Raw genomic sequence first — 20,852 nt, forward strand, 5'->3', positions numbered from 1 at the left:
CCCGAAGCATCGGTCGCCGTTGCACTGGTCACTCCGAAACCTCCAAGTTGAGCAGATCTTCGACGGTCTCGCGGCGCAACAGGACGCGCGAGCATCCGTCCTTGACCGCCACGACGGCGGGGCGAGGCAGCAGGTTGTACCTGCTCGACATCGAGTAGCAGTATGCACCCGTCGCCGCGACCGCCAGTAAATCACCGGCGGCGAGGTCGTCGGGCATCCAGGCGTCGCGGATCACGATGTCGCCGCTCTCACAGTGTTTGCCGACGACTCGCGAGACCACCGGGGCACCGTCGCTCACGCGGGAGACGAGACGCGATTCGTACTCGGCCTGATACAGCGACGTGCGGATGTTGTCGCTCATGCCGCCGTCGACGCTGATGTAGCGGCGGATGTTGCCGGCACCGACCTCGACGTCCTTGATCGTTCCGACCTCGTAGAGCGTCACCGTGCCCGGTCCGGCGATCGCGCGGCCCGGTTCGACGGCCAGCGTGGGCGCCGGCAGCCCGGCGAGGGCCGACTCGTTGCGCACGATGTCCGTCAGTTTGGCGGCGAGGTCGGCGACTGGCGGCGGATCGTCGCTGGGCACGTACGAGATACCCAGACCACCACCGAGGTCGACGATGTTCATCTGCGCCGTCTTGTCGACACCGAACTCGGCGACGATGTCGCGCAGCAGCCCGATCACGCGGTGCGCGGCGAGCTCGAAGCCGTCGACGTCGAAGATCTGCGAGCCGATGTGGCTGTGCAGGCCCACGAGGCGGAGGTTGTCGGCGGCGAAGACGCGCCGCACGGCCTCCATGGCGTGACCACCGGCCAGCGAGAGACCGAACTTCTGGTCCTCGTGCGCTGTGGAGATGAATTCGTGCGTGTGCGCCTCGACACCCACGGTCACCCGGATGAGCACGTCCTGCACGGCACCGGCTTCACCGGCGATCGTGTCGAGCCGGTCGATCTCGGCGAGCGAGTCGAGGACGATGTGGCCGACTCCCGCGGTGACGGCGGTGCGCAACTCGGCGACGGACTTGTTGTTGCCGTGCATCGCGATCTTCCCGGCGGGGAAACCCGCGTGCAGGGCGATGGCAAGCTCGCCACCGGAGGAGACGTCGAGCGAGAGCCCTTCCTGATGGACCCACCGCGCGATCTCGCTGCACAGGAATGCCTTCGACGCGTAGTGCACCGTCGCCGACGGGCCGAAAGCCTCGGCGATCTCCCGGCAGCGGGAGCGGAAGTCGTCTTCGTCGACGACGAACAGGGGTGTGCCGTACTTCTCGGCGAGCTCGGTGACCGGGATACCGGCGATCGTCATGACCCCGTCCTCGCCTCGTGCGGCGTTGCGCGGCCACACGTGTGGGACGAGCGCATTGAGTGCCGCGGCGTCGACGGGGCGCTCGGGCAGGTTCGGGGCGTGCGGGATCTGGGCGTGGCGCGGGCCCGCGGGGTGCGCGTTCACATCCGCTCCGGGGCGCTGACGCCGAGCACGCCGAGACCGTTGGCGAGGACCTGGCGGGTCGCCGCGCACAACGCGAGCCGCGCGGTGTGCAGAGGTCCTGCTTCCTCGTCACCCTGCGGCAGGATGCGGCAGGCGTCGTAGAAGCGGTGGTAGGTGCCCGCCAGCTCTTCGAGATAGCGCGCGACCCGGTGCGGTTCACGCAGCTCGGCGGCCTTCGCCAGCACCCGGGGGTACTCGCCGATGGTGCGGATGAGCTCTCCTTCGCGCTCGTGGGTGAGCAGCGAGAAGTCGGCACCGTCGGTGGTCAGTCCCAGATCGGCGGCGTTGCGTGCGATGGACGACAGTCGCGCGTGGGCGTACTGCACGTAGTAGACCGGGTTCTCGTTGGTGGTGCCGGCCCACAGTTCGAGATCGATGTCGATGCTCTGGTCCACCGAGGACCGCACCAGCGAGTAGCGCGCGGCGTCGACGCCGATCGCTTCGACGAGGTCGTCGAGGGTGATCACGGTGCCGGCCCGCTTGCTCATCTTCACGGTTTCGCCACCGCGGACGAGGTTGACCATCTGGCCGATCATCACCTCGACGGTGTCGGGATCGTCGCCGAACGCCGCGGCGGCGGCCTTCAGGCGTGCGATGTAACCGTGGTGGTCCGCGCCGAGCATGTAGATGCACAGGTCGAATCCGCGTGCGCGCTTGTCCTGGAAGTACGCGATGTCACCGGCGATGTAGGCCGCGTTGCCGTCGGACTTGATGACGACCCGGTCCTTGTCGTCGCCGTAATCGGTGCTCTTGAGCCACCACGCGCCGTCCTCGAAGTACAGATTGCCCGACGCCTTGAGCGTCTCGACGGCCTTCTCCACCGCTCCGCTCTCGAACAGGGAGTTCTCGTGGAAGTAGACGTCGAAGTCGACGCCGAACTCGTGGAGGGTGCGCTTGATGTGCGCGAACATCAGCTCCACACCGATCGAGCGGAACGTCTCGTGGCGCTCGTCCTCGGGAAGGTCGAGCGCGTCGGGCCGCTGCTCGAGCACCGCGGAGGCGATGTCGACGATATAGGCGCCGGCGTAACCGTCCTCCGGAGCGGGCTGCCCGAGCGCCGAGGCGATGAGCGATCGGGTGAAACGGTCGATCTGCGCACCGTGGTCGTTGAAGTAGTACTCGCGGGTGACCTCGGCGCCCTGAGCGCTGAGGATGCGTCCGAGCGCGTCGCCGACCGCAGCCCACCGGGTGCCGCCGAGATGGATCGGCCCGGTGGGGTTGGCGGAGACGAACTCGAGATTGATCCGGGTATCCGCGAGGTCGCGGCCGTTGCCGTAACCGGCCCCCTCGGTGAGCACCTTCGCCACGATCGCGCCCTGCGCGTCGGCGGCGAGACGGATGTTGAGGAATCCGGGGCCTGCGACCTCGGCGGAGTCGATGCCGTCGGCCGCGGTCAGGGCCTCGGCCAGCCAGGTGGCGAGTTCTCGGGGATTGACACCGACCTTCTTCGCGACCTGCATCGCGACGTTGGTCGCGTAGTCGCCGTGCTCCGGATTGCGCGGGCGCTCGACGGTGAGGGTCTCGGGGAGAACGGACGCGTCCAGACCACGGTCGGTGAGAACGCCGGCAGCGGTTCCGCGGAGCAGTTGGGCAAGGTCGGAGGGAGTCACAGGTGTCCATCCTATTGGCTGGTGGATCGGGCCGCCGACGGTCCCCCTACCGGCCGCTCCGGGCGCCGTGCGCGAGGACGCCCGTAGAGTTGTGTGTGTTTGTGCGCCCCGGGGCGCGCTCCCCCCGTCTGTCCACCCGTCGAAAGAGCACTCAGCGATGCCCAGCGGTTCGGTTAGTGGCGGCTCCGGTAACAAGAAGACCGGAGCCAAGTCGTCGAAGGCCATCCAGGCCGCCAAGAAGAAGAGCGGTGGCGCTCGCGGCGTTCCCGCGCAGCGGCAGATCCCGTGGCTGACGATCGGCGGCGTGGCCGTCGTCGTCGTGCTGGTCGCCGTGATCGCTGTGAGCCTGATTCCGAAGTATCAGGATCAGCAGGAGATGTCGGCGTGGACTCCGTCGGAGTCCAACCAGGACCCCTCGGACGACATCGAGGGTGTCCTGAAGATCGAGTACCCGGCGGGTGTGCACGTCGCGGCGAATCAGCGTGTCGCCTACGACCAGTCGCCGCCGTTCGGTGGTCCCCACGACTCGGTGTGGGCGACCTGCACCGGAACCGTCTACGAGCAGGCCGTGCGGTCCGAGAACATGGTCCACTCGCTCGAGCACGGCGCGGTGTGGATCGCGTACAACCCCGATCTGCTCGACGACGCCGCGGTCGACACGCTCCGCGCGAAGGTCGACGGCCGCACGTACATGGTGATGTCCCCCTATCCGGGCCTGGACTCCCCCATCTCGCTGCAGTCGTGGGGACGTCAGCTCAAGGTCGACAGCGTGGACGACGAACGCATCGACCAGTTCGTCAGCGCGCTGCGCCTGAACCAGTACACCTACCCCGAGGTGGGTGCCAGCTGCTCGACGATCCCCGGTTCGTTCGATCCGGCGAATCCGCCGGCCTTCGACGCCTCCGAGCCCGGTCCCGACGCGGTGCCGATGAACGCGGAGACCGCCGGCGACATGCAGGCACCGGCCGGGAGCTGACGATGAGCGAAACCCCCTCGGATACGTCCTCCCCGCAGCGCACACGCGGGGAACATTCCCGGATGCTGTTCGCGCTGCTCACCGTCGCAGCGGTCGCGGTGGGTTTCCTCGCGGGTTTCCTCGCCCGGGTTCCCTTCGAGGACTCGGCGCCTGCCGCCCCGGAGGCGGGCTCGGTGGACGTCGGTTTCGCGCAGGACATGATCGTGCACCACGATCAGGGTGTCGAGATGGCTGCCGTCGCGATCGCCAATTCGGGCGACGATCGCATCCGCAACATCGCGTACGACATCCTGACCACGCAGCAGAACCAGATCGGCCAGATGCAGGGCTGGCTGTCGCTGTGGGGACAGCCGCTGCTGCCGACCGGTGAGTACATGACGTGGATGACCGAGTCCGGTGGCCACGACCACGGCGGTCACGGCACGGCCACGAATGCGGAGGGTGCGAGCGACTCGCATCTGATGCCGGGCATGGCCACTTCCGAGGATCTCGCGAATCTCCGGGCCGCCCGCGGACCCGAACTGGACGTGCTCTTCCTCCAATTGATGCTGCGACATCACGAGGGCGGTCTGCCGATGATGGAGTACGGCGAGCAGTATGCGAGCACGGCGGCGGTGCGCAATCTGGCGGGCACGATGGTTGCGACGCAGCAGGGCGAATCGGATCTGATGAGGACCCTGCTCGCCGAGCGTGGCGCCGAACCGCTGCCGCTCAACTGAGCCGTCCGACCGCACGAAACCGGAACTCCGGCCGAAAACCGGCTCTGACCTGCCGATGTGGAGTTGAGCGCTCGATGCGCTAGGCTAACTCCCGCACCTCCGGTCATCCGGCGGTCCGGATGCCCTCGTAGCTCAGGGGATAGAGCGCTTGCCTCCGGAGCAAGAAGTCGCAGGTTCGAATCCTGCCGAGGGCACCACGAAGGCCCCGCTTCTCACGAAGCGGGGCCTTCGGTGTTCATCGGGTCGGTTCCGGTGTCGGTCAGTTGCCGGTGAACGGCGTCGGGTCGAAGTAGTCCCGGCAGGCCGCGATCTTTCCGTCGACGATCTCGAACACGCCCGTGACGGGGAGTTCGATCGTCCTACCGTTCATGGTGAACACATCGGTGCGTTCGTTGAGCACGACGCTGCCCGAGACTGCCTGGTGGTGGATGCGATAGTCGATGGCCCCGAACGACGTCACGAAGCCCGCGATGTACTCCTCGATGGCCGCCCTGCCGCGGATCGGTTCCATCGGGATGTTGTGAAAGACCGCGTCCTCGGCGAAGAAGCCGGCGAGCTCGGCCGGATCGGGATCGGCCCAGCGCCGGCAGAACTCGGTGACGACCTCGTCGGGGCTCATCGGCTCTGCACGCGCGCGAAGCGGGCGGGTTCGGTTCCCGCCACTCGACGGACCCGTCCTCGTTCGATGAGCTGCCGCACGTGCGCCGACCCCTCGGCGAGCGCCATTCTCTTACCGTGCAAGGGGGTCTCGTCCCACGGCCGGTACCAGCGCATGCGGGCGGTGGCCTCCCACAGCGTGAGTTCCTCGTCGCCGAATGCGTCGTAGAGATCGTCGAGGCGCTGGTCGTGGTGGTCGATCAGTTCGCCGACGCGGTGCGGCAGGTCGTCGATCTGCTGCCGGTGTGCGGGCAGTGCGCGCCGCACGGGCAGATCGGCGACCACGCGTAGCGACTCGAGATACTCCCCCAGCGCGTCGCGTTGCGGCAGCGGGAAATCGAACTCGCCGACGTGCGGGGTCGTGGTCGCGAGGACGTGGTCGCCGCTGAACAGCACGCCGTGTTCCTCGAGCAGGAAGCACGCGTGACCGGCCGTGTGGCCGGGGGTCAGCACGGTGCGCAGGGAGCGGCCCGCCAGCGGGATCGTCTCGTCGGCACCGAGTTTGCGGTCGGGCAGCGAGTCGGGACGGCCCACCGCCGGCACGGCGGTGGCGAGCGATTCCTCGATCGCATCCTCGGGTGCGCCGGCACGGCGCAACAGTTCGGCTTCCTGGGGACGGCGATCGACGTCGGAGAGCATGACCTCGAGGTGCGCGAAATCGGCCTCGTTCATGGCCACCCAGCATCCGGAGGCCTCGCGGATGCGTCCGGTGAGGCCGACATGGTCGGGATGGAAATGGGTGACGACGACGCCCTCGACGTCGGTCACCGACAGGCCCGCCGTCGCCAGTCCGTCCTGCAGGGCCGCCCACGACCTGTCGTCGTTCCAGCCGACGTCCACGAGGACGACACCGCGTGGGGATTCCATCACGTAGACCTGGGTATCACCGACGGGCAGGTCTGCCACCGGGACGGGGACGACATGGATGCCGTCTCCGATATCACACGCTCGGGCCATCGGTCATACCTCTCGATCATGGTGACTTTCGCTCGAAAGCTACCGTAATAAGTTCAACTATTCTGCGGATGGGGCTCGATGACTGCGACGATGGACCGGATCTCCCCCGCCGGGATGTCGAAATGCTCGGTCACCGCGACCGACATCTCCGATGCCGGCTTCCCTCCACCCGGAACCGTCGCGATGTCCAGCACGAAGCGCGCGACCACGCTGTGATGCCATTCGTGGAACTGCAGGTCGCGGATCCTGCGGATCGGCCGGTATTCCGGGCCGTGCTCGAGCCGGTCACGGATCTCGACGCCACTGTCTCCGGTGCGCTCCCCGTTCTCGACCCGCCAGGCATCGGCGGCGAGCCGCACATGGGACGCGTCGTGGCTCACCAGGGAACGGATGTAGGCGCGCGCCATCGCCACCCGAGGACTGTCACCCGGACCGACCGCATGGCGGGCCAGTGCCGCCATCACCTCCGGAGCCCATTCCGCACGGCAGATCACCAGGTCGGGAAGATATGGATGCGGCCGGTTGTATTCCAGTTCGCTGCCGTCGATCCGGCTGCAGTGCAGGCCGGCGGCCCGGGCCACCGCGACCGGCGCCGCCGAATCCCACTCCCACTGTCCGCCGGCGTGGATATAAGCGTCGGCCTCACCCCGGACCACCGCCATCGCCTTGGCGCCGGCCGAGCCCATCCGGATCAGGTCGGCACCGAGCTCGCCTGCGAGATCGAACACGAATGACGGCGGCCTGCTCCCGCTGATGACGATGCGCGGACGACGCCGCGAGACCGGAGGCGGAGGCGGTACGTCGCCGGTACTGTGCACCACGCCGATCGCGGGCTGGGCCACCGCACCCGCGGTCAGGCCCTTGCCCGCCTCCCACAGTGCGACGTGGACCGCCCAGTCGACGTGCGAGGGCATCCCGTACTCCTTCGATCCGTCCAGCGGATCGATGATCCAGACCCGGTCGGCCTCGACCCGCGACGGATCGTCGGCGGACTCCTCCGAGAGCACCGCGTCCCCGGGTCGTGCCGCGGCCAGGCGTTCGAGGATGTAGGTATCGGCGGCGCGGTCACCGCGCCGGCCCAGCTCGCGGCCGGTGAGGGCATCTCCCTCGATGGCACGGACGGTCAGTAACAGTTCCCCTGCGGCGGAGGCTGTCTCGGCGGCGAGTCGGGCATCGTCGAGCTGGGAGTCGTCGGTCATGCGGTCAACAATTGCACGATCAGCGCGGCCTTCGCCGCAGGAGTGCCGTCTCGTGGACGAAGCACCATCTCGGGCTCGCGTGGCGGCTCGTACGGATCGTCGACGCCGGTGAAGCGGGTGATCTCGCCGGCGCGGGCCCGTGCGTACATGCCCTTGGGGTCGCGCGCCTCGCACTCCGCGAGCGGCGTGTCGACGAACACCTCGTAGAACGGTATGCCCGCCTCCTCGTGATGCCGGCGCACGCGGTCGCGGTCCTCCCGGTACGGGCTGATCAATGCGCAGATCGCGACCAGACCGGCGTCGGCCATCAGCTGGGCCACCGCACCGACACGCCGGACGTTCTCGGCGCGATCCTCCGGGCCGAAACCTAGATCGGCGTTGAGCCCGTGCCGCAGGTTGTCGCCGTCGAGGCGGTAAGCGGGAATTCCCTCGGCGATCAGTTTCCGCTCGAGCTCGACAGCGACGGTGGATTTGCCGGAGGCCGACAAGCCGGTGAGCCAGACCGTCGCGCCCGCCCTCCCCCGCTCGGTACGTGCGACCTCGGCCGAGTGCCACACCACCGGAACATCCGCCAGCGTCGGTCCGAGGATCGTTCCCGCGGCGACGGTGTTGCCCGTGTGCTCGTCCACGAGGACGAAACCGCCGGTGGTGCGATTACGGCGATACGGGTCGAACAGCAGTGGCTTGTGCGTGCGGATCCGTACACGACCGATCTCGTTGAGGCGCAGCGAGCCGGCGGTCTCGTCGCGGTGCAGGGAATCGATGTCGAGCCGATAGTCGACGCGCGCCACCCGGGCGGTGACGGCCTGAGTCGTGTGCAGCAGGACGTACCGAGCATCCTCGTCGAGGGAGGAGCGCTCGTCGAACCAGCACACCATGGCGTCGATCTCCCGGCCGACGAGCGGACGGTTATTGGGGCGGCACACCATGTCGCCGCGACCGACGTCGAGGTCGTGCCCGAGTTCGACGCATACCGCCGCACCGGCGAAGGCGTGGTCGAGTGTGACCCCGCCGGGTCCGCGGAGCGCCCGCACGTGCGTCGCGAACCCCGAAGGCAGAACGACCACCTCGTCGCCCGGCGCGAATCCTCCCCCGGCGATCGTGCCGGCGACCCCACGGAAGTCACGGTGCGGTCCGTCGCCGCCCGGCCGGATCACGTACTGCACGGGAAGACGGGCGTCGATCAGATTGGCGTCGGACGCGACGTGCACCTGTTCGAGATGATGCAGGAGCGAGGTCCCCTCGTACCACGGCATGTTCGCGGTCCGGGAGACGACGTTGTCGCCGTGCAGAGCGGAGACCGGGACGAAGGCGAGGTCGGGGATGTCGAGTTTCGCCGCGAACGCGCGGAATTCGTCGCACAGCTCGTCGAATCGTTGCTGCGACCAGTCCACGAGGTCCATCTTGTTGATACAGAGCACCACGTGTCGGACACCGAGGAGGGACGCCAGGAAGGCGTGCCTGCGGGTCTGTTCGACGATCCCCTTGCGGGCGTCGACGAGGACGAGTGCGAGGTCCGCGGTCGACGCGCCCGTGACCATGTTCCGCGTGTACTGCTCGTGGCCGGGGGTGTCGGCGATGACGAAGGTCCGATGAGCGGTGGCGAAATAGCGGTAGGCGACGTCGATCGTGATGCCCTGCTCACGTTCGGCACGAAGACCGTCGGTGAGCAGCGCCAGGTCGGCCCGGTCGGCGCCGCGGGCGCGACTGACGCGGTCCACGGCCTCGAACTGGTCCTCGAAGACCGCCTTGGAATCGAACAGCAGGCGGCCGATGAGGGTGGACTTGCCGTCGTCCACGCTTCCCGCGGTGGAGATGCGCAGCAGACTCGACATCAGAAGTATCCCTCCCGCTTGCGGTCTTCCATCCCGGCGTCCGAGATGCGGTCGTCCGCCCGGGTCGCCCCGCGTTCGGTGACCCGGCTCGCGGCGACCTCGGCGACGACCTCGGCTGCGGTGGCCGCAGCCGATTCGACACAGCCCGTACACGTGGCGTCGCCGACGGTGCGGAACCGCACGAGCACCTCGCGGGGCGTCTCGTCCGGCAGCAGGGTGAGAAAGCGGTTGTGCGCGAGCATCATTCCGTCGCGTTCGATCACGGGGCGCCGGTGAGCGTAGTACAGGGAGGGCAGATCGACGTGCTCGTCGCGGATGTATCGCCAGATGTCGAGTTCGGTCCAGTTGGAGAGAGGGAACACCCGGACGTGCTCGCCCTTGCGGTGGCGGCCGTTGTACAGGCGCCACAATTCCGGACGCTGCGCTTTCGGGTCCCACTGCCCGAATTCGTCGCGCAGGCTGAAGATGCGTTCCTTGGCCCGGGCCTTCTCCTCGTCCCGGCGGGCACCCCCGAAGACCGCATCGAAGCCGCCTTCGGTCACCGCCCGCAACAGGGTGCCGGTCTGCAGACGATTGCGGGTGGCCCGAGGCCCGTGATCCTCGACCGCGCGTCCGGCATCGAGATCGTCCTGGACCGACGCCGTGAGCAACCGCACGCCCCGTTCCGCCACCGTGCGGTCGCGGAACTCGATCACTTCGTCGAAGTTGTGCCCGGTATCGATGTGCAGCACCGGAAACGGCAGCGGAGCCGGCCAGAACGCCTTCGCCGCCAGGTGGAGCATGACAGCGGAGTCCTTGCCTCCGGAGAAGAGCAGCACCGGGCGGGCGAAGGTGGCGGCGACCTCCCGGAAGATGTGGACGGACTCCGCCTCGAGCGCGTCGAGCAGCGAGAGTTCGTAGGTGGGTGGTCGTCGTGAAGACACCGCAGTCACATGCCCTTTCCGGGCGAGCGCCGTTCCGAATGTGTACCGGCGCGGTCGACGTTCGATGCGTTCACGATAGAACGAGTTTCAATTCTCGGTCAACGACCGGCCCTCCGGCTGCCGGCGGCGGACCGGCCGGCGACCCCCGAGTTCGGTGGTGATCGCATCCGCTGCCGCCACGAGCGCCTGCCCGTAGCGCTCGAGTGCGGCGGCATCGAGCTCGCGTTCGACGTGCATCGCGAGCACGAGCGACTGGTGCCCGTCCGCATCGAAGGCGGGCGCCGCCACGAGATTGACCGCATGCGACGCCCCCGAGGCGAAGGCATCGGGGAGAAGCACGCGCTCACCGGGACTCGACACGAGCTCCGCGAGCATCTCCCGCATCTCGGGCGCCAGGTCGTGCGAGATCACCCCGGCCATGAGGGCATAGAGACGCCGGCCGCCCCGGGTCAGGGATTCGGCCAGATAACCGGTGCGACGACATTCGGCCACCACGCGGCGCAGGTGTTCGCGGTCGACGTCCACCGGCAGCGTGGGTTCACGACGCAGCCACTCCTCCATCCGTTCGTCGGTGTCCCACAGCACGTACATCAACCCGACGGGCGGAGCGAACGGATAGACCTCCCCCACGCGGGCGGCGGCCGCGGCACCGCGCGCGTGGCCCTCACCGGCGACCTCGAGCACCACGATGCGATCCCCGACCACCGCCGAGGCCGTGCACAGCACGTGGAACTGCGCCGCGAGCGGTCCGAGATGCCGGTGCGCGACCGCTCCCGACGAGAATCCCTGCTGCGCCGCGCGCCCCGCGACGACCAGGGCGGGCCCGAGCCCGTACGTCTTGCCGACCGGGTCGCGAACGAGATATCCGGCCTCGGTCAGCACGGTGAGGATTCCCAAGCAGGTGGGCTTGCTCAGGCCGAGTTCCCGCGCCAGCTCGGACAAGCCGTAGCGGCATCCGGGACGGGCGACGAAGTGATCGAGGATCTCCACCACGCGTTCGGTGGGGGGCGAGCGGCGGACCATTGACCCTCCCTGTAACACGTTCTATCGTCTGCCCCACGAGACTTTACCGCAGCGGTACACATATGGACCACAGGAGATCGCAGTGCTCACCGATCCACTCACCGCGGCGATCGCCGAGGCCGAGAAACTCGTCGCCACCGCCCCCCATATCCGCACCGACCAGGACCTCACCGAGGGCTACGGCTACCTCGCGGGCGGGATCGCCGCATGCGTGCACGCCACCTGGGCCCACAGCAGCACGCATCCGGTCTTCATCACCGGCACCGGCCCTTATACCAAGATGGGTCTCGACAATCCGGACACGCTGTACTGGGGAGCCGCGGTACGCGACGACGCGGAGTACGTCGTCACCGGCCGCCGCGGCACGACCTGCGACCTGAGCTTCCAGGTACTCGCGGGCAACTACACCGATGCCGAGGTGCCGGGCAATGTCACGGCGTTCGACGACCGCGCCGTCCGCATCGACCCCGACGGCACCTTCGAGATCCGGTTCGGGCCCGGCCCCGCCGACCCCGAGCGCAACTACTTCACCCTCGCGCCCGGCTCGTCCCAACTCGTCGTGCGGGAGGTCTACAGCGACTGGTCACAACGACGCGGCACGCTGCGCATCGATCGACTGGACAGCCTCGGCGTCCCCGCACCCGAGCCGACCCGCGAAGACGTCGTGAAACGCTACGAACGCGCGGGGCGTGCACTCGTCACGCGGGTCAAGACGTGGCTGCAGTTCCCCGAATGGTTCTATCTCCGCCTGCCGGTGAACACCGTCACCGAGCCACGCCGGACACCCGGTGGACTCGATACGCAGTATTCCTCGGTCGGGCACTTCGACCTCGGCGACGACGAGGCCATGATCCTGACCCTCCCCGCGAGCGACGCCCCCTATCTGGGATTCCAGATAGGCAGTCTCTGGTATATCTCCCTGGACTACGTCCACCACCAGACATCGCTGAACAACACGCAGGCACAGGTCGATCCGGACGGCATGGTCCGGATCGTCGTCTCGGCCCGCAATCCCGGACTGACCAACTGGGTGGAGACCCTCGGCCGCGGTCGCGGCATCCTGCAGTTCCGCTGGCAACGCCTCGACCGCGAACTCACCGCTGCCGACGGCCCGACCGCCGAGGTGGTCCCGTTCGATCGGCTCGCCGAGAGTCTGCCCTTCCACGAATCGAACCGCATCACTCCCGAGGCCTGGGCCGATCGCATCGCGGCACGCCAGCAGGCCGTCGCCGATCGGATGCTCGGATGAACCCCGGAGGCGGACTGCTCCACGACCGGGTCGCGGTGATCTCCGGTGTCGGTCCGGGCCTGGGCCGCACGCTCGCCCTGCGCTGTGCGATGCAGGGTGCCGACGTGGTACTCGCCGCCCGCACCCGGGACCGCCTCGAGAAGGTGGCCGCGGAAGTCGAGAGCACGGGCCGTCGGGCGCTGGCCGTCCCGACCGACATCACCGACGACGAGTCCGTGGCCGCACTCGTGGAGACCGCGACCGCGCAGTTCGGCCGCGTCGATCTCCTCGTCAACAACGCGTTCACCGTTCCGTCGATGAAACCGTTGGCACGCACCGAATTCCAGCAGGTCCGCGACAGTCTGGAACTGACGGTGCTGGGCGCTCTGCGGTTGACACAATCACTCACCCCCGCCCTCGCCGAATCCGGCGGATCGGTGGTCAACATCAACTCGATGGTGCTGCGGCATTCCCAGGAGCGTTACGGCAGTTACAAACTCGCCAAGTCGGCACTGCTGGCCATGTCCCGTTCCCTGGCGACGGAACTGGGACCTCAGGGAATTCGTGTCAACTCCGTTGCACCCGGATACATCTGGGGGCCGGTCCTGCAGGGGTACTTCGAGCACCAGGCCGGCAAGTACGGAATCACGGTCGAGCAGATCTACGAGCACACCGCTGCCGCCTCGGATCTGAAGCGTCTCCCGACCACCGAGGAGATCGCCGATGCGGTGATCTTCCTGGCCTCCCCGATGGCATCGGCGATCACCGGCCAATGCCTCGATGTCAACTGCGGCGAATACCACCACTGAACGGGACTCCCATGAGCGAACGCACCACCGTCGGCACCGTCGAGGACCTCCACGCCTCGGCGACCCGGTCGACCGGCCTGGACGATTTCGGCGACGACGACTACCGCGACGGCCTCGAAGTACTGCTCGAGTCCTACGCCCGCGACGAGTCCCTCACTCCTCTGGGCAGCAAGATGTCGCGCGTTTTCCTTCGAGGGGCCCTCATCGCGCGGTTGCTGTCCGAGGCCGCGTGGAGGAAACACCCCGAGCATGCCGACGTCCCGATCACCCGGCCGATCTTCGTCACCGGACTCCCCCGCACCGGCACCACCGCGCTGCATCGCCTCCTGGCCGCCGACCCCGCGCACCAGGGCCTGGAGATGTGGCTCACCGAGATGCCGCAACCCCGGCCCCCGCGCTCGGCATGGGCCGCCGATCCCGTCTTCTCCGCCATCGAAGCCGGTTTCGCCCGGCATCACGTGGAACACCCCGAGTTCATGGGGGTGCACTACATGTCGGCCGCAGAGGTCGAGGAGTGCTGGCAATTGCTGCGCCAGTCGTTCCGGTCGGTGTCCTACGAGTGCCTGGCACACCTGCCGAGCTACTCCCGCTGGCTCGCCGACCAGGACTGGACCGGCGCCTACACCCGCCATCGCAGAAACCTGCAGCTCATCGGGCTTCCCGATGCCGACAAGCGGTGGGTGCTGAAGAATCCCAGCCACCTGTTCGCCCTCGACGAGCTGCTGACCGTCTATCCCGACGCGCTGGTGGTGGTGACACACCGCGATCCTCGCACGGTGATCCCGTCGGTGTGCAGCCTCGCGGCACACGCCACCGAAGGCTGGTCCGAGACCTTCGTCGGCGAGACCATCGGCCGCACTCAGCTCGATCTGTGGGCGCGTGGTTTCGAGCACTTCACGCAGGCACGCGCCCGGCACGATCCCGCGCAGTTCGTCGACGTCGACTACCGGGATTTCGTCGCCGACCCGCTCGGCAGTGTCGGTGCCCTGTACGACCGGTTCGGCCTGCCGTTCACCGCGGACGCGGAACGCGCGATGACGGACCTGCACGAGGAAAGCCGGAGCGGGGCACGGAAACCCGCGCACCGCTACACGCTCGAGGAGTTCGGTCTGTCCGCGCGTGAGGTCGACGAGCGGTTCCCCGACCACGCGTACCGCTGACGCCGGTGGACACGGCACCTCCGAACCGGTGTGCCCTGTCTACCTGCACGTTCGTACATGGGATGATCGAAGGTATGCCCGCACCACTGCCGCTCGATCCCATCGCCGAAGCCCACCGCCAGTGGACCGATCACGGGTGGGGTGACGTCGCCGACGGCATGGCGGCCGTGACGTCGGTGATGCGTGCGCAGCAGATCATGATGGCGCGTGTCGAGGAAGTGCTCAAACCGTTCGGTCTGACCTTCGCGCGCTACGAACTGCTCACGCTGTTGCACTTCACCAGGTCCGGCGCGCTGCCGATGGCCAAGGCCAGCGCGCGCCTGCAGGTTCATCCGACCAGCGTGACCAACGCCGTCGACCGGCTCGAGAAGGCCGGACTCGTCCGCCGCACACCGCATCCGACCGATCGGCGTGCCACCCTCGTCGAACTCACCGACGAGGGGCGGGACCTGGCGATCCAGGCCACCGAGAAACTCAACACCGAGGTCTTCGCGCGGCCGGGTATCCCCGACGAGCACCTCGACAGCCTGCTGCGCATTCTCGCCGGCATGCGGCACGATGCGGGTGATTTCGACACCGGGGACGCACCCACCAAGTGGTGAGGGCCGGACACGACGGTGGGCCGCCCCGATTCGGGGCGGCCCACCGCTGTGTCCGGGTGTCGCGGATCAGGCGTGCTTGAACTCCGGCGCGCGCTTCTCGACGAAGGCGGCCATGCCTTCCTTCTGATCGGCGGTGGCGAACGTCGAATGGAACACGCGGCGCTCGAACTTCACGCCTTCGGCCAGCGTGGTCTCGAAGGAGCGGTTGACGGCTTCCTTCGCCATGATCGCGACCGGCAGTGACATCGACGCGATGGTCGCCGCCGTCTCGAGAGCCACATCGAACAATTCCGCGGCGGGAACGATGCGCGAGACGAGTCCGGCGCGCTCGGCCTCCTCGGCGTCCATATTGCGTCCGGTCAGGCACATGTCCATGGCCTTGGCCTTGCCCACGGCGCGGGTGAGGCGCTGCGATCCACCGATACCCGGGATCACGCCGAGCTTGATCTCGGGCTGACCGAACTTGGCGGTGTCGGACGCGATGATGAAGTCGCACAGCATCGCCAGCTCGCAGCCGCCACCGAGCGCGTAACCCGACACCGCGGCGACGATCGGCTTGCGGACGGACGAGAGCCGATCCCACTGCGAGAACAGATCTTCCGCGTACGCCTCGGCGAAGGTCTTCGGCGCCATCTCCTTGATGTCGGCGCCGGCGGCGAACGCCTTCTCCGACCCGGTGAGCAGGATCGCACCGATCTCGCCGTCCGCGTCGAGTTCCTCGACGGCAGCGACGACCTCGCGCATCAACTGGCTGTTGAGCGCGTTGAGTGCCTTCGGCCGGTTGAGGGTGACGATGCCGACGCGGCCCTTGCGGTCGAGCAGGATGGTCTCGAAATCTGTCACTTGCTGTCCTTCGCGGTCGAGCGGTCTCGGATGTCGGTGATGATGGCGGAGAAGTCGAGTCCTCCACCACCCTCGGTGTTGAAACGATGGTAGAGCTCGGCTGCGCGCAATCCGAGTTCGGCCTCGACACCGTTGGCCCGCACCGCGTTCGCGGCCAGTCCGAGATCCTTGTCCATGAGCGCGGCCGCGAAACCCGGCTGGTAGTCGTTGTTCGCGGGCGTGGTCGGGACCGGACCCGGCACCGGGCAGTTGCTCGTCAGCGCCCAGCACTGACCGGACGCGTTGGACGCGACGTCGAACAGCGCCTGGTTGTCGAGGCCGAGCTTCTCACCGAGCACGAACGCCTCGCTGATCGCGATCATCGAGATGCCCAGGATCATGTTGTTGCAGATCTTCGCGGCCTGGCCGTTGCCCGATCCACCGCAGTGGACGATCTTGCGGCCCATCGCCTCGAGCAGCGGCTGCGCCGTCGCGAAATCCTCTTCGCTGCCGCCGACCATGAACGCGAGGGTGCCGGCGGACGCCCCGGCGACACCGCCCGAGACGGGCGCGTCGACGGCGCGGTGACCGGCCCGCTGCGCCTTCTCCGCTGCCGCGCGGGCATCGGCGACGTCGATGGTCGAACTGTCGACGAACAGCGTGTTCGACTCGGCCGCGGGCAGGATCTCGTCGTACAGGTCGAGGACGAGCTTGCCGTTCGGCAGCATGGTGATCACGACCTCGGCGCCACGCACCGCGTCGACCGCGGCCTCGGCGACGGTGATGCCGTTCTTCGTGGCCTCTTCCTGCGCAGCGGGAACCGGGTCGTAACCCGTGACGGTGTACCCGGCGCGGACCAGGTTCGCGGCCATCGGTCCGCCCATGTGTCCGAGGCCCAGGAAGGCGACGGCGGGAAGTGCACTCATCGGTCGTTCTCCTTGGGAGCGGCGAGCCCGAGTTCGAGATCGCCGAGCGGCTGGAAGTAGGCGTCGACGTCGGCCTCGGTGACGTCGGCGAGGGTGGCCGGCGACCACTGCGGGTTGCGGTCCTTGTCGACGACCTGCGCGCGGATCCCCTCGACGAGGTCGTGCGACTTCAGTGAAGCGGTCGAGACCCGGAACTCTTCGTTCAGCACCTCTTCGAGGCTGCCGAGCTGCCGGGCGTGCCGCAACGACCGCAGGGTCACCTTCAGCGCGACAGGCGATTTCGCGAGCACCTGATCGGCGGTCTCGCGCGCCTCCGGCACGTCCGAGGACCGGAGTCGCTCCACGATCTCGTCGACGGTATCGGCGGAGTACGCCGCGTCGATCCACTCGCGCTGGGCGAGGAGCGCCGATTCGGGTGCGGACTGCGAATATTCGGCGAGTGCGTCCTCGACCGAGCCGGATTCGAGTGCGCCGACGAACTTGTCGAGCGACTCGGACGGCAGGTAGTGGTCGGCGAAACCGAGGGCGATGGCGTCGCCGGCCTTCATCCGCCCGGTGGTCAGCGCGATGTGGGTACCGATCTCGCCGGGTGTGCGCGAGAGCAGGTAGGTGCCGCCGACATCGGGAACGAATCCGATTCCGGTCTCGGGCATGGCGATGCTCGAACGTTCGGTGACGATCCGGACGTTGCCGTGCGCCGAGATCCCGACGCCGCCGCCCATGACGATCCCGTCCATGATCGCGATGTACGGCTTCGGGTAGCGGCCGATGGCAGCGTTGAGGATGTACTCGTCACGCCAGAAGTCCTGTGATCCCGTGCCGCCGTCCTTGGCGTCGTGGTAGATCGAGACGATGTCGCCGCCGGCGCACAGGCCGCGTTCACCGGCGCCGCGTACCAGCACGGCACGCACCGAGTCGTCGTTCTCCCACGCGTTCAGGGCCTTCGACATCTCGAGGACCATGGCGTGATTGAGGGCGTTGATGGCCTTGGGCCGGTTGAGCGTGATACGGCCGATGCCGTCCTTCACGTCGATGAGGATCTCGGGTTCCTGCCCGGTCATGCTGCTCCGTTCTGTGCTGCGGCCACCACGCTCCGCGCGACGACCATCCGCATGATCTCGTTGGTTCCTTCGAGGATCTGATGCACGCGCAGATCGCGCACGATCTTCTCGATCCCGTACTCGGCAAGGTAACCGTAGCCACCGTGCAGTTGCAGTGCTTCGTTGGCGACCTCGAATCCCGTGTCGGTCGCGAACCGCTTGGCCATCGCGCACAACTCGACGACGTCCTCGCTCCCTCGGTCGAGAGCGTCGGCGGCGCGCCACAGCAGGGTGCGGGCGGCTTCGAGTTCGATACGCATGTCGGCCAGGCGGAACTGCAGTGCCTGCGAGTCGAGCAGACGTTCCCCGAAGGCCCTGCGCTCGGCGAGATAGGCGACCGTCCGGTCCAGAGCGGTCTGCGCTCCGCCGACGGAGCATGCGGCGATGTTGATCCGGCCACCGTTGAGTCCGTGCATGGCGATACGGAATCCACCGCCCTCGGTACCGAGCAGGTTATCCGCGGGCACGCGGGCACCGTCGAGGATCACCTGCCGGGTGGGCTGCGCGTTCCAGCCCATCTTCTTCTCGTTGGCACCGAAGGACAGGCCCGGGGTGTCCTTCGGGACGATGAACGCCGAGATCCCGCGCGCACCGGTGTCCCCGGTGCGCGCCATTACCACGTACACGTCGGAGGTGCCGGCGCCGGAGATGAACTGCTTGACGCCGGTGAGCACGTAATCGTCACTGTCGCGAACGGCCTTGGTGCTCAAGGCCGCCGCATCGGAACCGGCGCCGGGCTCGGTGAGGCAGTAGCTGGCGAGGTGCTCCATCGTGCACAGGTCCGGGATCCACTGCCGGCGCTGCTCGTCGTTGCCGAAGCGGTCGATCATCCAGGTGACCATGTTGTGGATGGAGATGTACGCCGCGACGGACGGGCAGCCCTTCGCCAGTTCTTCGAAGATCCGGACGGAATCGAGGCGTCGCAGCCCCGATCCGCCGACATCCTCGCGGACGTAGATTCCGCCCATACCCAGTTCGGCGGCCTTGCGCAGCACGTCCACCGGAAAATGCTTGTCCTGATCCCACTCGACCGCGTTCGGGGCCAGGTACTCGGTGGCGAAGTCCCGGGCGGTGTCGCGGATGGCCCGGTCGTCGTCGTCGAGGATGAACACGGCGACCGCCTAGTTCATCGTCGGGATGACGAAGTGGTCGGTGTCGGCCACGTGGGCACCGGCGATGTCGCCTTCCTTGACACCGGAGGGCCAGCGCTGCGTGACCGTCTTCGTCTTGGTGTAGAAGCGGAAGGCGTCGGGGCCGTGCTGGTTGAGGTCGCCGAAGCCGGAGGCCTTCCATCCACCGAAGGTGTAGTAGGCGATCGGCACCGGGATCGGGACGTTGACGCCCACCATGCCGACCTGGACACGGGCGACGAAGTCGCGTGCGGTGTCGCCGTCGCGGGTGAAGATCGCGACGCCGTTGCCGTACTCGTGCTCGGTGGGCAGGGCGAGGGCGTGCTCGTAATCGCGGGCACGCACGACCGTGAGCACCGGTCCGAAGATCTCTTCCTTGTAGATCGACATGTCGGTGGTGACCTTGTCGAACAGGGTGGCACCGGAGAAGAAGCCGTTCTCGTGCCCTTCGAGGACGAAGTCGCGGCCGTCGACGACCAGTTCGGCGCCTTCCTCGACGCCCTGGGCGATGTAACCGTGGACGCGTTCCCGTGCGGCAGCGGTCACGAGCGGACCGAAATCGGCCTTCTCGTCGAAACTGGTGCCGATGCGCAGGTCGGCGATGCGCTCGGTGAGCTTGGCGACGAGACGATCGGCGGTCTCCTCCCCGACCGGAACGGCGACCGACAGTGCCATGCAGCGCTCGCCGGCCGAACCGTATGCGGCGCCGACGAGGGCGTCGGCCACCTGGTCGAGGTCGGCGTCGGGCATGATGATCGCGTGGTTCTTCGCGCCGCCGAAGCACTGCGCGCGCTTGCCGTTCCTGGCGGCCGTCTCGTAGATGTACTGCGCGATCGGCGTCGAGCCGACGAAGCCGACGGCCTTGATGCGCTTGTCGTTCAGCAGGACGTCGACAGCTTCCTTGTCGCCGTTGACGACGTTGAAGACACCCGCAGGCAGACCGGCCTCGAGAAACAGTTCGGCCAGCCGCAGCGGAACCGAGGGATCACGCTCGGAAGGCTTGAGCACGAAGGCATTGCCGGAGACGAGCGCGGGAGCGGCCTTCCACAGCGGGATCATGGCCGGGAAATTGAACGGGGTGATGCCGGCGACGACACCGAGCGGCTGGCGCATCGAGTACACGTCGATGCCGGTACCGGCGGATTCGGTGTATTCACCCTTGAGCAGGTGCGGAGCACCGAGCGCGACCTCGACGACCTCGAGTCCGCGCTGGATGTCGCCCTTCGCGTCGGGGATGGTCTTGCCGTGCTCGCTCGACAGCAGGCGGGCGAGTTCGTCCATGTTGTCCTGGGCGAGTTGCAGGAATCGCATGAGCACGCGGGCCCGCTTCTGCGGGTTCCACGACGCCCATTCCTTCTGAGCCACTTCGGCATCGGCGATCGCGGCTTCGACTTCGCTCACGGCGGCGAGCGGCACGCGGGCCTGGACCTCGCCGGTGTTGGGGTCGAAGACGTCGGCGTAGCGGCCGGAGGTGCCGGCGACATGCTGTCCGCCGACGAAGTGGGTCAGTTCTCGAACGCTCATGTCCGATCCCGTCCTTTACTGGTGTGCGATGACATTAGGATGTGCGATTTTCGGCGCGAACGGGCGCAGGCCCGAAGTCTTCGCTGATCCTATAGTTGGAAGTCCACGTATGTCTACCGTCACACCCCGCCGATCACGTCCGGTGACACTCGGCGAGCGTTCG

Annotated in this window: 19 protein-coding genes and 1 tRNA gene; 7 read left to right on the forward strand and 13 right to left on the reverse strand. The window is 67.7% G+C overall.

What is annotated here, in order from left to right:
- Nucleotides 1-28: 28 nt before the first annotated feature.
- Together lysA and argS are read right to left on the reverse strand one after the other, a co-directional pair.
- Nucleotides 29-1,450: a diaminopimelate decarboxylase gene (gene lysA, locus MOM01_RS19725; RefSeq protein WP_241387134.1), complete on the reverse strand. Its 1,422-nt coding sequence runs from the start codon at nt 1,448-1,450 to the stop codon at nt 29-31.
- On the reverse strand, nt 1,447-3,099 hold the full coding sequence (argS, locus tag MOM01_RS19730) for an arginine--tRNA ligase (RefSeq protein WP_241387135.1): 1,653 nt from the start codon (nt 3,097-3,099) through the stop codon (nt 1,447-1,449). Before argS ends, lysA begins: the two co-directional genes overlap by 4 nt.
- A 157-nt stretch (nt 3,100-3,256) precedes the next feature.
- On the opposite strand from argS, the gene MOM01_RS19735 reads away from it, so the two are divergent.
- The 3 genes from MOM01_RS19735 to MOM01_RS19745 all read left to right on the forward strand — a co-directional run bounded on the left by MOM01_RS19735 (nt 3,257) and on the right by MOM01_RS19745 (nt 4,991).
- Nucleotides 3,257-4,075 carry a DUF3105 domain-containing protein gene (locus tag MOM01_RS19735; RefSeq protein ID WP_241387136.1) on the forward strand — a complete coding sequence of 273 codons (819 nt, stop codon included), beginning with the start codon at nt 3,257-3,259 and terminating at the stop codon, nt 4,073-4,075.
- Nucleotides 4,076-4,077: 2 nt separating this feature from the next.
- A complete protein-coding gene (locus MOM01_RS19740; RefSeq protein WP_374112339.1) occupies nt 4,078-4,794 on the forward strand; it encodes a DUF305 domain-containing protein in 717 nt (238 codons plus the stop codon).
- A 121-nt stretch (nt 4,795-4,915) separates the two neighbouring features.
- Nucleotides 4,916-4,991: transfer RNA gene (locus MOM01_RS19745), tRNA-Arg, on the forward strand.
- 62 nt (nt 4,992-5,053) lie between these two features.
- Here MOM01_RS19745 and MOM01_RS19750 read toward each other — a convergent pair.
- The 6 genes from MOM01_RS19750 to MOM01_RS19775 form a co-directional block, all read right to left on the reverse strand.
- Nucleotides 5,054-5,413: a nuclear transport factor 2 family protein gene (locus MOM01_RS19750; protein WP_241387137.1), complete on the reverse strand. Its 360-nt coding sequence runs from the start codon at nt 5,411-5,413 to the stop codon at nt 5,054-5,056.
- A complete protein-coding gene (locus MOM01_RS19755; protein ID WP_241387138.1) occupies nt 5,410-6,408 on the reverse strand; it encodes an MBL fold metallo-hydrolase in 999 nt (332 codons plus the stop codon). The genes MOM01_RS19750 and MOM01_RS19755 overlap by 4 nt, the downstream gene beginning before the upstream one ends.
- Nucleotides 6,409-6,461: 53 nt before the next feature.
- Nucleotides 6,462-7,607 (reverse strand): 3'(2'),5'-bisphosphate nucleotidase CysQ, encoded by a 1,146-nt coding sequence (locus tag MOM01_RS19760; protein WP_241387139.1) that lies wholly within the window; start codon nt 7,605-7,607, stop codon nt 6,462-6,464.
- The gene (gene cysC, locus MOM01_RS19765; protein WP_241387140.1) at nt 7,604-9,442 is read right to left on the reverse strand and encodes an adenylyl-sulfate kinase; all 1,839 of its coding nucleotides are present in this window, start codon (nt 9,440-9,442) and stop codon (nt 7,604-7,606) included. The genes MOM01_RS19760 and cysC overlap by 4 nt, the downstream gene beginning before the upstream one ends.
- Entirely contained in the window at nt 9,442-10,365 is a 924-nt protein-coding gene (gene cysD, locus MOM01_RS19770) for a sulfate adenylyltransferase subunit CysD (protein WP_374112344.1), read from the reverse strand. The genes cysC and cysD overlap by 1 nt, the downstream gene beginning before the upstream one ends.
- Before the next feature lie 87 nt (nt 10,366-10,452).
- Nucleotides 10,453-11,388, reverse strand: coding sequence for a helix-turn-helix domain-containing protein (locus tag MOM01_RS19775; RefSeq protein ID WP_241387142.1), 936 nt, complete (start codon nt 11,386-11,388; stop codon nt 10,453-10,455).
- Nucleotides 11,389-11,470: 82 nt separating this feature from the next.
- On the opposite strand from MOM01_RS19775, the gene MOM01_RS19780 reads away from it, so the two are divergent.
- The 4 genes from MOM01_RS19780 (at nt 11,471) to MOM01_RS19795 (ending at nt 15,187) form a co-directional block, all read left to right on the forward strand.
- Nucleotides 11,471-12,637 (forward strand): hypothetical protein, encoded by a 1,167-nt coding sequence (locus tag MOM01_RS19780; RefSeq protein WP_241387143.1) that lies wholly within the window; start codon nt 11,471-11,473, stop codon nt 12,635-12,637.
- On the forward strand, nt 12,634-13,425 hold the full coding sequence (locus MOM01_RS19785) for an SDR family oxidoreductase (RefSeq protein ID WP_241387144.1): 792 nt from the start codon (nt 12,634-12,636) through the stop codon (nt 13,423-13,425). Before MOM01_RS19780 ends, MOM01_RS19785 begins: the two co-directional genes overlap by 4 nt.
- Before the next feature lie 11 nt (nt 13,426-13,436).
- Entirely contained in the window at nt 13,437-14,585 is a 1,149-nt protein-coding gene (locus MOM01_RS19790) for a sulfotransferase family protein (RefSeq protein ID WP_241387145.1), read from the forward strand.
- Nucleotides 14,586-14,659: 74 nt separating this feature from the next.
- Entirely contained in the window at nt 14,660-15,187 is a 528-nt protein-coding gene (locus tag MOM01_RS19795) for a MarR family winged helix-turn-helix transcriptional regulator (protein ID WP_241387146.1), read from the forward strand.
- Nucleotides 15,188-15,253: 66 nt separating this feature from the next.
- On the opposite strand, the gene MOM01_RS19800 is transcribed toward MOM01_RS19795, so the two are convergent.
- From MOM01_RS19800 to MOM01_RS19820, 5 genes are read right to left on the reverse strand one after another with little or no spacing between them, the layout of a single operon-like run.
- Complete coding sequence (locus MOM01_RS19800) at nt 15,254-16,030, reverse strand: enoyl-CoA hydratase (protein ID WP_241387147.1); 777 nt, start codon at nt 16,028-16,030, stop codon at nt 15,254-15,256.
- Nucleotides 16,027-16,935 (reverse strand): 3-hydroxyisobutyrate dehydrogenase, encoded by a 909-nt coding sequence (gene mmsB, locus MOM01_RS19805; protein WP_241387148.1) that lies wholly within the window; start codon nt 16,933-16,935, stop codon nt 16,027-16,029. The genes MOM01_RS19800 and mmsB overlap by 4 nt, the downstream gene beginning before the upstream one ends.
- The gene (locus MOM01_RS19810) at nt 16,932-17,996 is read right to left on the reverse strand and encodes an enoyl-CoA hydratase/isomerase family protein (RefSeq protein WP_241387149.1); all 1,065 of its coding nucleotides are present in this window, start codon (nt 17,994-17,996) and stop codon (nt 16,932-16,934) included. The genes mmsB and MOM01_RS19810 overlap by 4 nt, the downstream gene beginning before the upstream one ends.
- Nucleotides 17,993-19,147, reverse strand: coding sequence for an isobutyryl-CoA dehydrogenase (locus MOM01_RS19815; RefSeq protein ID WP_241387150.1), 1,155 nt, complete (start codon nt 19,145-19,147; stop codon nt 17,993-17,995). Before MOM01_RS19815 ends, MOM01_RS19810 begins: the two co-directional genes overlap by 4 nt.
- A gap of 9 nt (nt 19,148-19,156) precedes the next feature.
- Nucleotides 19,157-20,689 carry a CoA-acylating methylmalonate-semialdehyde dehydrogenase gene (locus MOM01_RS19820; protein ID WP_241387151.1) on the reverse strand — a complete coding sequence of 511 codons (1,533 nt, stop codon included), beginning with the start codon at nt 20,687-20,689 and terminating at the stop codon, nt 19,157-19,159.
- Nucleotides 20,690-20,852 lie beyond the last annotated feature (163 nt).

Origin of the sequence: Rhodococcus sp. CH91 (assembly GCF_022554085.1) — a bacterium.
In the GTDB taxonomy this organism is placed as follows: domain Bacteria; phylum Actinomycetota; class Actinomycetes; order Mycobacteriales; family Mycobacteriaceae; genus Rhodococcus.

Coding starts and splice junctions, on each gene's coding strand:
- MOM01_RS19790 (WP_241387145.1), top strand. CDS start 13,437: ATGAGCGAACGCACCACCGTCGGCACCGTCGAGGACCTCCACGCCTCG.
- MOM01_RS19810 (WP_241387149.1), bottom strand. CDS start 17,996: ATGACCGGGCAGGAACCCGAGATCCTCATCGACGTGAAGGACGGCATC.
- MOM01_RS19785 (WP_241387144.1), top strand. CDS start 12,634: ATGAACCCCGGAGGCGGACTGCTCCACGACCGGGTCGCGGTGATCTCC.
- MOM01_RS19775 (WP_241387142.1), bottom strand. CDS start 11,388: ATGGTCCGCCGCTCGCCCCCCACCGAACGCGTGGTGGAGATCCTCGAT.
- MOM01_RS19820 (WP_241387151.1), bottom strand. CDS start 20,689: ATGAGCGTTCGAGAACTGACCCACTTCGTCGGCGGACAGCATGTCGCC.
- mmsB (WP_241387148.1), bottom strand. CDS start 16,935: ATGAGTGCACTTCCCGCCGTCGCCTTCCTGGGCCTCGGACACATGGGC.
- cysC (WP_241387140.1), bottom strand. CDS start 9,442: ATGTCGAGTCTGCTGCGCATCTCCACCGCGGGAAGCGTGGACGACGGC.
- MOM01_RS19735 (WP_241387136.1), top strand. CDS start 3,257: ATGCCCAGCGGTTCGGTTAGTGGCGGCTCCGGTAACAAGAAGACCGGA.
- MOM01_RS19760 (WP_241387139.1), bottom strand. CDS start 7,607: ATGACCGACGACTCCCAGCTCGACGATGCCCGACTCGCCGCCGAGACA.
- MOM01_RS19795 (WP_241387146.1), top strand. CDS start 14,660: ATGCCCGCACCACTGCCGCTCGATCCCATCGCCGAAGCCCACCGCCAG.
- MOM01_RS19740 (WP_374112339.1), top strand. CDS start 4,078: ATGAGCGAAACCCCCTCGGATACGTCCTCCCCGCAGCGCACACGCGGG.
- MOM01_RS19750 (WP_241387137.1), bottom strand. CDS start 5,413: ATGAGCCCCGACGAGGTCGTCACCGAGTTCTGCCGGCGCTGGGCCGAT.
- MOM01_RS19755 (WP_241387138.1), bottom strand. CDS start 6,408: ATGGCCCGAGCGTGTGATATCGGAGACGGCATCCATGTCGTCCCCGTC.